The 10,298-nt window shown below is 75.4% G+C and carries 8 protein-coding genes; 7 read left to right on the plus strand and 1 reads right to left on the minus strand.

Features of this window, described 5'->3' with window-relative positions; all coding sequences use genetic code 11:
- Positions 1-70: 70 nt before the first annotated feature.
- Positions 71-4,777 (minus strand): ATP-dependent helicase, encoded by a 4,707-nt coding sequence (locus EBN88_RS25250; RefSeq protein ID WP_122399367.1) that lies wholly within the window; start codon positions 4,775-4,777, stop codon positions 71-73.
- Between the two features lie 48 nt (positions 4,778-4,825).
- On the opposite strand from EBN88_RS25250, the gene EBN88_RS25255 reads away from it, so the two are divergent.
- The 7 genes from EBN88_RS25255 (at position 4,826) to EBN88_RS25285 (ending at position 10,138) form a co-directional block, all read left to right on the plus strand.
- The gene (locus EBN88_RS25255; protein ID WP_407703461.1) at positions 4,826-5,710 is read left to right on the plus strand and encodes a helix-turn-helix transcriptional regulator; all 885 of its coding nucleotides are present in this window, start codon (positions 4,826-4,828) and stop codon (positions 5,708-5,710) included.
- Between the two features lie 12 nt (positions 5,711-5,722).
- A complete protein-coding gene (locus EBN88_RS25260; RefSeq protein ID WP_122399369.1) occupies positions 5,723-6,529 on the plus strand; it encodes an AzlC family ABC transporter permease in 807 nt (268 codons plus the stop codon).
- Entirely contained in the window at positions 6,526-6,837 is a 312-nt protein-coding gene (locus EBN88_RS25265) for an AzlD domain-containing protein (RefSeq protein ID WP_122399370.1), read from the plus strand. The genes EBN88_RS25260 and EBN88_RS25265 overlap by 4 nt, the downstream gene beginning before the upstream one ends.
- A 57-nt stretch (positions 6,838-6,894) precedes the next feature.
- Complete coding sequence (locus EBN88_RS25270) at positions 6,895-7,089, plus strand: DUF3046 domain-containing protein (protein ID WP_122399371.1); 195 nt, start codon at positions 6,895-6,897, stop codon at positions 7,087-7,089.
- A 195-nt stretch (positions 7,090-7,284) separates the two neighbouring features.
- Positions 7,285-8,448 carry a recombinase RecA gene (gene recA / locus EBN88_RS25275; protein ID WP_122399372.1) on the plus strand — a complete coding sequence of 388 codons (1,164 nt, stop codon included), beginning with the start codon at positions 7,285-7,287 and terminating at the stop codon, positions 8,446-8,448.
- A 3-nt stretch (positions 8,449-8,451) separates the two neighbouring features.
- Positions 8,452-9,093, plus strand: coding sequence for a recombination regulator RecX (gene recX / locus EBN88_RS25280; protein WP_122399373.1), 642 nt, complete (start codon positions 8,452-8,454; stop codon positions 9,091-9,093).
- A 76-nt stretch (positions 9,094-9,169) separates the two neighbouring features.
- The gene (locus tag EBN88_RS25285) at positions 9,170-10,138 is read left to right on the plus strand and encodes an aminoglycoside phosphotransferase family protein (RefSeq protein ID WP_122399374.1); all 969 of its coding nucleotides are present in this window, start codon (positions 9,170-9,172) and stop codon (positions 10,136-10,138) included.
- Positions 10,139-10,298 lie beyond the last annotated feature (160 nt).

Raw genomic sequence — 10,298 nt, forward strand, 5'->3', positions numbered from 1 at the left:
CGCGGCCGCCCGCGTGTGCGGGCCGGCGCGGCCGCGCGCGTGCGCGCCCTCTCGCGGGCGTCAACGCCCCTCAGGGGCGCAGCCGCAGCCCGCGCGGCGTCGCGTGGAAGCCCGCGCCCTCCAACATGCTCACCCAGGCCAGATCCGTCAGCGCCTGCTGCCCGTTGACCCGCTCGACCGTGAGCGTGCCCAACGCTCCTGAGCGCACCGCCTGGGCCAGCGCCTCGGCGGCCGGGCGCAGCGCCTCCTGCTGCCACTCCTCCCCGCTGGCCGCGCCCTCGTCGGCCGGCCAGGCCAGCAACGTCCGCCCGCCGCGCTCCACATAGAGCGTGAGCGCGCCGTCCACCAGCACCACCAGAGCACCGGCCTTGCGGCCCGGCTTGTGGCGCGCGCCCTGCGGCGGCTCGGGCCAGGGCAGGGCCGCGCCATAGGCGTTGGCCGGGTCCGCCGCCGCCAGCAGGACCACCCGGGGCGTGCCGGGCCCGCCGGAGGGGCGCTCGGCGGCCGAGCCGACGGCGCGCAGCCGGTCCACCGCGCCGTCCATCGCGAACTGGGCCGCGCCCAGCCCCTCCACCACATAGCCGCGCCTGGCCTGCCCGTTCTCCTCGAAAACCGACAACACCCGGTAGACGGCGGAGAATCCGCCGGCCACGCCCTCCGCGCCGACCGCGCCCCTGGTGACCACCCCGTGCCGGTCCAGCAGGGTGCGGGCCAGGGCGTGGGCGCGGAGGGTGGGGTCGTCGAGCCGCTCGGGGAGCAGCGACCAGCGGCCGGCGACCGTCGGGGGGCCGTTGCGCGAGGCGGGGCGGGCGGCGCCGCCCGTGGAGATGGCGAGCGCGCCATAGCGGCCGCGCGGGGTGGCGCGGCGGGCGCGGTGCGCCGTGGAGCCGGCCGTGCGTCCCGAGCCCAGCAGGGCGCGCAGCGGGCCGAGCGTGTCGTTGGTGAGCCGGCCCGACCAGGCCAACTCCCAGACGGCGTCGGCCAGTGCGGCCTCGCCGACCTCGACGCCGGCCGCCGCGACCTGGTCGGCGATCTGGCGGAAGAACAGCCCGTACCCGCCGGCCAGGGCCGCCAGCACCGCGCGGTGCGCCTCGCGCAACTCCAGCGGCAGCGGCGGCGGGAGCAGCAGCGGCGCGGAGTCGGCCGGGAAGAGCGAGATCCAGCCATCCTTGCCGGGCAGCGCGCCGGCGCCCGCCCACACCACCTCTCCCGAGGCCGTCAACTCGTCCAGCAGCTGGGGCGTGTAGCCCGTCACCCGGGCCGGCAGCACCAGCCGTTCCAGCGCCGAGGCGGGCACGGCCGAGCCCTGCAACTGCTCGACGGCGCGCACCAGTCCGTCCACGCCGCGCAGCTCGCCCCGGCCGACGGCGGGCCCGACATGCTGCCAGCGGGGGAGGAACGCGGCCAGCGCGCGGGGCGCCACCGGCTCCACCTCCTGGCGCAGCGCGGCCAGCGAGCGGCGCCGCAGCCGCCGCAGCACCGTGGGGTCGCACCACTCCTGCCCGCTGGCCCCGGGCCGGAACTCGCCCTGCACCAGGCGCCCTTCGGCCGCCATCCGGTGCAGCGCCCCGTCCGCGACGGCCGTGCCGAGGCCGAAGCGGGCGGCGGCCTGCGCCGAGGTGAACGGGCCGTGGGTGCGGGCGTGGCGGGCCAGCAGGTCGCCCAGCGGGTCGGCCACCGGCTCCGTGAACGCCTCGGGCACCCCGACCGGCAGCGCGGTGCCCAGGGCGTCCCGCAGCCGGCCGGCGTCCTCGACGGCGGCCCAGTGGTCCGCCCCCGCGATCCGCACCGTCAGCGCCCGGCGGGCGGCGCCAAGCTCGGCGGCCCACTTGGGCGCGGCGCCGCGCTCGGCCAACTCGGCCTCCGTCAGCGGGCCCAGCACCCGCAGCAGGTCGGCGACGCCCTCCGCGTCCCGCACCCGCCGCTCCTCGGTGAGCCAGCCCAGCTCCCGCTCCAGCTCGGCCAGCACCTCGGGGTCGAGCAGCTCGCGCAGCTCGGCGCGGCCCAGCAGCTCGGCGAGCAGCCGGGAGTCCAACGACAGGGCGGCGGCGCGGCGTTCGGCCAGCGGGGAGTCGCCCTCGTAGAGGTACTGGGCGACATAGCCGAAGAGCAGGGAGCGGGCGAACGGCGACGGGTCGCGCGTGGTGACCTCGACCAGGCGGACGCGGCGGGCCTCGATGTCCCGCATCAGCTCGGTGAGGCCCGGCACGTCGAAGACGTCCTGGAGGCACTCCCTGACCGCCTCCAACACGATCGGGAACGAGCCGAACTCGCTGGCCACCGAGAGCAGTTGGGCGGCCCGTTGGCGCTGCTGCCAGAGCGGGGTGCGGCGGCGCGGGTCGCGGCGGGGCAGCAGCAGGGCCCGCGCGGCGCACTCCCGGAAGCGGGCGGCGAACAGCGCCGAGCCGCCGACCTGCTCGGTGACCAGCTCGTCCACCTCGCCCGGCGGGAAGAGCACGTCGCCGGCGCCGACCGGCGCCTGCCCGTCGTCGAAGGCGGCGTCGAGCGGCCCCGGGCCCGGGTCGTCCGCGTCCCACCCGGCCTCGGTGCCGAGCAGGTCGGCGTCCGGCAGCCGCAGCACGATCCCGTCGTCGGCGTGCAGCACCTGCGCGTCCATGCCGAACCGCTCGGTGAGCCGGGCGCCCAGCGCCAGCGCCCAGGGGGCGTGCACCTGGGCGCCGAACGGGGAGTGCACCACGATCCGCCAGTCGCCCAGCTCGTCCCGGAACCGCTCCACCACGATCGTGCGGTCGTCGGGGATGTGGCCGCACGCCTCGCGCTGCTCCGACAGATAGGCCAGGACGTTGTCCACCGCCCAGTCGTCCAGGCCGGCCTCGGCGAGCCGGGCCCGGGCGGCCGGCTCGTCCAGGGCGCCGACCTCCCGCAGGAAGGCACCCAGCGCGCGGCCCAACTCCAGTGGCCGGCCCAGCTGGTCGCCCTTCCAGAACGGCAGCCGCCCTGGAACGCCGGGCGCGGGGGAGACCAGCACCCGGTCCCTGGTGATGTCCTCGATCCGCCAGGAGGTGGTGCCGAGGGTGAACACGTCGCCCACCCGGGACTCGTAGACCATCTCCTCGTCCAGCTCACCGACCCGGCCGCCGCCCCGCCCGGGGTCGGAGCCGACGAGGAAGACGCCGAAGAGGCCACGGTCGGGGATGGTGCCGCCCGAGGTGACCGCGAGCCGCTGGGCGCCGGGCCGGCCGCTGACCGTGCCGGCGACCCGGTCCCACACCAGCCGGGGCCGCAACTCGGCGAAGGCGTCCGAGGGATAGCGCCCGGCGAGCATGTCCAGCACCGACCGGTACGCCGACTCCGGCAGCGCCGCGAACGGGGCGGCCCGCCGCACCAGGGTCAGCAGCTCGTCCACGTCCCAGCTGTCCATGGCGGTGATGGCCACGATCTGCTGGGCGAGCACGTCCAGCGGGTTGGCCGGGATCTTCAGCGCCTCGATGGCGCCCTGCCGCATCCGCTCGGTGACCACCGCCGACTGCACCAGGTCGCCCCGGTACTTGGGGAAGACCACCCCGGCCGAGACGGCGCCCACCTGGTGCCCGGCGCGGCCGACCCGTTGCAGCCCGGAGGCGACGGAGGGCGGGGACTCGACCTGCACCACCAGGTCGACCGAGCCCATGTCGATGCCCAACTCCAGGCTGGAGGTGGCGACCACGGCCGGCAGCCGGCCGGCCTTGAGGTCCTCCTCGATCTGGGCCCGCTGCTCCTTGGCCACGGAGCCGTGGTGCGCCCGGGCGAGCACCGGGGGAGCGCCGGTGCCGGCGCCGGAGCCGCCCATCAGCTCGGCCGGGCCGTGGTCGACGGGAAGGCTCTCCCCGGTGGCCCGCTCATAGGCGATCTCGTTCATCCGGTTGCACAGACGCTCGGCCAACCGACGGGAGTTGACAAAGACGATCGTGGAGCGGTGGGCCTGGACCAGGTCGACGATCCGCTCCTCCACCGAGGGCCAGATCGAGGGCCGGTCGTCCCCGGCCGCGACCTCGGGCACCGGGGAGCCGCCCAACTCCCCCAGATCCGGCACCGGAACGACCACCGACAGCTGGAACTCCTTGCCCGACGGCGGCTGCACGACGGTGGCCTTGCGCTGCGGGGACAGGAAGCGGGCCACCTCGTCCACCGGGCGGACCGTCGCCGACAGGCCGATCCGCCGCGCCGGCCGGGGCAGCAGGGCGTCCAACCGCTCCAGGGAGAGCGCCAGATGGGCGCCGCGCTTGGTGCCGGCGACGGCGTGCACCTCGTCGAGGATCACCGTCTCAACGCCGGCCAGCGCCTCCCTGGCCGTGGAGGTCAGGATCAGGAAGAGCGACTCGGGGGTGGTGATCAGGATGTCCGGCGGGCGCCTGGCCAGGGCCCTGCGGTCGGCGGCCGGGGTGTCCCCGGTGCGGATGCCGACGCGGATGTCGGGCTCGGGCTGGCCGAGGCGGATCGACTCCTGGCGGATGCCGGTGAGCGGCGAGCGGAGGTTGCGCTCCACGTCCACGGCCAGGGCCTTGAGCGGGGAGACATAGAGCACCCGGCACCGCTTGAGCGGCTCGGCCGGCGAGGGCTCGGCGGCCAGCCGGTCGAGCGAGGCGAGGAACGCGGCCAGCGTCTTGCCCGAGCCGGTCGGCGCGACCACCAGCGCGTCGGACTCCTCGGCGATGGCCCGCCAGGCGCCCTCCTGCGCGGCCGTCGGCGCGTGGAAGGCGTGGGTGAACCAGGCCCTGGTGGCCGGGGAGAAGCCGTCGAGCACCGCGCTGCCCGTTCCTTCGTCACTGCCGCTCATGGGTCCCATCGTGCACCCCACCACTGACAACGGCGCACAATGGCCGGCATGACCGAGTCCTCCGGGGAGAGCGCGCGGCTCTGGGTGGCCCCCGAGCTGCCGGGGGTCGACCTGCTGCGGGCGCGCTATGTGCGGCGGGTCTTCATCCCGCACACCCACCCGACCTTCGTGATCGCCGGGATCACCGAGGGGGTGGAGGTCTTCCGGCACCGGGGCAGCCTGGAGCGGGCGGGCGCCGGCGGCCTGGCGTTGATCAACCCGGACGTTCCGCACACCGGCCGGGCCGGGGTGCCCGAGGGCTGGGCGTACGGGGCGCTCTACCCGGCGGCCGACGTGGTCGACGCGGTCGCGGCCGAGGTGATCGGGCTGCGCGGCTCGGCGTGGTTCGCCGAGCCGGTGGTGCACGATCCCGTGGCGGTGCGACTGGTCGGGCAGGTGTTGGCCGCCGTGGAGGAACGACAGGCGCTCGCCGCCGACAGCCTGTTGCGGATCGCGGTGGCGCGGCTGCTCCGCACGGCGGGTGGAGCGCGTCCCCAGCACGTGGTGCGCGACGCGGGCGCGCGGCTGGCGGCACGCGCCCGCGAGGAGCTGTTGGCGCGGATGACCGATCCGCCGACCCTGGACGAGCTGGCCCGGGCGCTGGACACCGGCCCGTTCGCGCTGCTGCGCGCCTTCCGGACGCGGTACGGGATGCCGCCACACGCCTGGCTGACCGACGCCCGGGTGCGGCGGGCGCGGGAGCTGCTGGACGTCGGGGTGCGCCCGGCCGAGGCGGCGGTCGCCGTCGGCTTCACCGACCAGTCCCATCTGCACCGGCACTTCCACCGCTCCGTCGGGGTGACCCCGGGCGCCTACCAGCGGGCCCGTCGTGTGCGGCAGCCGAGCCACGGGCGTGCAAGAACGTACAAGAACGATCTCGGGCCGACCGCTTAACGTTCCGCCGTGATGGAAAAGGCAAGAGACCTCATAGATCAGCCGGACCGACCGGAGCAGCCGGACAGACCGGCTCAACCGGACCGGTCGGCTCAGCCGGAGCAGCCGGCCGGTGGCGACCGGCGGGCGACCGTGCGGGACTCCCTCGGGGTGGGGTTCGCGGTGGGCCTCTCCGGCTTCGCCTTCGGCGTCACGGCCGCCTCCGGCGGCCTGAGCGTGGCGCAGGCCTGCGCGCTGAGCCTGCTGGTCTTCACCGGCGCCTCGCAGTTCGCGCTCGTCGGGGCGCTGGCCGCCGGCGGCAACCCGGTCACGGCGGCGGCCGGCGCGTTCTTCCTTGGGGTGCGCAACTGCTTCTACGGCCTGCGGCTCTCGACGGTGCTGCGGCCGTCCGCGCGGGTCCGACCGCTGGCGGCCCACTGGGTGATCGACGAGACCTCGGTGGTGGCCCTCGCCCAACCCACCGGCGCGCTGGCCAGGTTGGGCTTCGCGGTCAGCGGCACCACGCTCTTCGTCTGCTGGAACCTGACCACCCTGCTGGGCGCCCTGGGCGCGGGCTCGATCGGCGACCCCGAGGCCTGGGGCCTGGACGCCGCCTCGCCCGCCGTCTTCCTCGCGCTGCTCGCCCCGATGCTCCACTCCACCGCCGAACGGGCCACCGCCGTGCTCGCCGTGCTGCTCGCGCTGGGGTGCCTGCCGCTGCTGCCGGCCGGGGTGCCGGTGCTGGTGGCGGCGTTGGCCGCGCCCGTGGTGCTGCTGTGCGCCGGGCGGCGCGGCCGGGGGAGCGGCGGGTCGGTCGAGGAGACGGAGGTGGCGCGGTGACCACCTGGATCGCCATCGGACTGACCGCCGCCGGCTGCTATCTGGCCAAGTTGCTCGGACTCTCCGTGCCGCCCGGCGCGTTGGAGCGCCCGCTGGTGCGTCGGCTGGCCGCCCTGCTGCCGGTGGCGCTGCTGGCGGCGTTGACCGCGCTCCAGACGGTGGACGACGGGAACGGCGCGCTGGTGGTCGACGCCAGGCTGGCGGGGCTGGCGGCGGCCGGGGTCGTCCTGCTGCTGCGCGCCCCGTTCCTGCTGGTGGTCGCGGCCGGCGTGCTGGTCACGGCCGGGTGCCGGGCCATCGGTGGCTGAGCCGGGGCGTTCCCCTTCGGCCGGGTGCCGTCGACCCGGCGGGGGATACTGGGGCCCATGCGGTTGACGGAGTTCTGGGAACGGATGGCGGAGCACTTCGGCGCGGCCTACGCCGACTCCTTCGCCAGGGACCACGTGATGTCGGAGCTGGGCGGCCGCACCGTGTACGAGGCGTTGGACGCCGGTTGGTCCGCCAAGGACGTCTGGCGGGCCGTCTGCGCCGCGAACGACGTGCCTCACCACCTGCGTTGATGGCGCTGACCTGCGGTTTTTCCAACGGTCCGGCGCGCGGCCCCGCTTGACACAAAAATCGAACAGGCATTCTTATGGGGGCTACGGAAACGGCGTCCAGGTCGCTGCGAGCCCAGTGCGCGTGTCGATTGTCAGTGGCGGGCGCTAGCGTCCGTGGTTGTGAAGCGATCGAATCAGACGGACCGGGTGGCACCCATGGCAGGTACGGACCGCGAGAAGGCGCTCGACGCCGCACTCGCGCAGATTGAGCGGCAGTTCGGCAAGGGCGCGGTGATGCGCCTTGGCGAGCGGCCGGACGAGCCGATCGAGGTCATTCCCACCGGCTCCACGGCGCTCGACGTGGCCCTGGGCGTGGGCGGTCTGCCTCGTGGCCGGGTGGTCGAGGTCTACGGCCCGGAGTCCTCCGGCAAGACCACGCTCACCCTCCACGCGGTGGCCAACGCGCAGAAGGCCGGCGGCACCGTCGCCTTCGTGGACGCCGAGCACGCCCTCGATCCCGAGTACGCCAAGCGCCTGGGCGTGGACGTGGACCAGCTGATCCTCTCCCAGCCGGACAACGGCGAGCAGGCCCTGGAGATCACGGACATGCTGATCCGCTCCGGCGCGCTCGACCTCATCGTCATCGACTCGGTGGCGGCCCTGGTGCCCAGGGCGGAGATCGAGGGCGAGATGGGCGACTCCCATGTCGGCCTCCAGGCGCGGCTGATGAGCCAGGCCCTGCGGAAGATCACGGGCGCGCTCAACCAGGCCAAGACCACCGCGATCTTCATCAACCAGCTCAGGGAGAAGGTCGGCGTGATGTTCGGCTCCCCCGAGACGACCTCGGGTGGTCGGGCGCTGAAGTTCTACGCCTCGGTGCGGCTGGACATCCGGCGGATCGAGACCCTCAAGGACGGCACCGACGCGGTGGGCAACCGCACCCGCGTCAAGGTCGTCAAGAACAAGGTCGCCCCGCCGTTCAAGCAGGCCGAGTTCGACATCCTCTACGGCACGGGCATCAGCCGGGAGGGCGGCCTGATCGACATGGGGGTGGAGCACGGCTTCATCCGCAAGTCCGGCGCCTGGTACACCTACGGCGGCGACCAGCTCGGCCAGGGCAAGGAGAACGCGCGGAACTTCCTGCGCGACAACCCGGACCTGGCCAACGAGATCGAGAGGAAGATCAAGGAGAAGCTGGGCATCGGGCCGAAGAGCGCGGCGCCGGAGGGCGAGTCCGACAAGGCGGACAGCGCGGCCTCCGGCAAGGACGCCTCGGGCAAGGACGCCGAGGCGGGCGCCGCCCCGCCGGCGCAGGCGGCCAGGTCGGCGGCCTCGGCCAAGGCTCCCCGCGCCGCGAAGGCCGTCGCGGCCAAGGCCTGACGGATGACCCGGCGCAGCGAGTGGCCGGAGCCCCCGCCCGAGGGGGCGGGTGGCCCGGCCCCCGACGCCAGAACCCGCCCCGGCGGGAGACGGGCGGTGGGCGGGCGGCCCGCCCACGGACCGCCGGCCGGGGGGCCGCCGGCCGACCCGGTGGAGCGCGCCCGGAGCGTCTGCCTGACGCTGCTCACCGGGACGCCGCGCACCAGGCGGCAGTTGGCGGACGCGCTGCGGCGCAGGGAGATCCCCGAGGAGGCCATCGCCGAGGTGCTCGACTGCTTCGAGGAGGTCGGGCTGATCGACGACGCGGTGTTCGCCGAGGCGTGGGTCGAGTCCCGCCACCACGGGCGGGGGTTGGCGCGGCGGGCTCTGGCCCGCGAGCTGCGGACCAGGGGAGTGGCCTCCTCGGTGATCGAGGAGGCCGTCTCCCGGCTGGAGCCGGAGGACGAGGAGGAGACGGCCAGGGCCCTGGTGGCCCGCCGCCTCCCGGCGACGCGCGGCCTGCCCACGCCCAAGCGGATGCGCAGGCTGGTCGGGATGCTGGCCCGCAAGGGCTATCCGGAGGGGCTGGCGCTGCGCGTGGTGCGCGAGGCCCTGGAGCGGGAGGGGCAGGCGGTGGACGAGGACGCGTGGGACGTCCCCGAGTAGCGGCTCCCGCCGGGCGGTTGGTCCCGAGACACGCAGCGAGCCGAGGCGGCGCCCCGCCCCGGTAGCCTCGGTTCGCATGACCGACACCGGTACCGAAACCGAGATCGAGATCACCGCCGGCCTGGTCCGTGACCTGCTGCGCGAGCAGCATCCGGACCTCGCGGGGCTGGCCATCCGCGAGGTGCCCGGCGGATGGGGCAACCAGATGTGGCGCCTCGGGGACGAGTTGGCGGTGCGGATGCCGCGCACCGAACAGGCCCCGGGCCTCCAGCTCAAGGAGCGCCGGTGGCTGCCCGTCCTGGCCCCGCGCCTGCCGCTCCCGGTCCCGGAACCGGTCCGGACCGGTGAACCGTCCGCGCGCTTCCCCAGACTCTGGACCGTCATGACGTGGGTCCCCGGCGAACCGCTGGACCACACCCTGATCAGTCGCGGCGACCACGCGGCCGACGTGCTCGCCGACTTCCTCAGAGCGCTCCACGAGGAGGCGCCCGCCGAGGCACCGGCCAGCGAGGACCGTGGCGGCCACCCCCGGGAGTGCGCGAACGGCTTCGACCAGTTCTTCCACGCCGTGGTCCCCGACAACCTCGCCGCCGACGTGCGGGCCGTCTGGGACGACGCCGTCGCGGCCCCCGGATGGGCGGGGCCGCCGGTGTGGGTGCACGGCGACCTGCACCCCGCCAACGTCGTGGTCGCGGACGGAACCCTCGCGGGCGTGGTCGACTTCGACACCCTGTTCGCCGGCGATCCCGCGTGGGACCTCGCGGCCGCCTGGGTGCTCCTGCCCGCAGGCGCCGTCTCCCGGTTCTTCGACGCGTACGCGCGGGCGGACGAGGCGACGATCCGGCGCGCCCGTGGACTGGCCGCCCTGAAGAGTCTGTTCCTCATGCTGATGGGCCAGAACGGAGACCGGGGCCTTCCCGGCGGCAAGCCGACCTGGGGACCCGCCGGCCGCGCGGCGCTGGAGCGTGTCCTCCGCGACGGCGTCCCGCGCGCGGCCACGCGCGGCGTGCCGCCCGCTCCCGAGCCGGAGACTTCGGCCTTCTGACCGCCAACGGCCCCTCGGGCGCGGCCTGTTGACCGTTCCGCTGCGCCGGCTTCCCGCCGGAGGTGAACGGTCACCGGTGGGCGGCCGCGCGCGTCGCCGGCCGGTCCGCGCCACGGGCCGCGCCCGGGCAGCCTCGGCGCCGACCGGCGCGGTCGCGGTC

The sequence above is a fragment of the Streptomyces triticirhizae genome, assembly GCF_003696235.1.
Lineage (GTDB): Bacteria > Actinomycetota > Actinomycetes > Streptomycetales > Streptomycetaceae > Streptomyces > Streptomyces triticirhizae.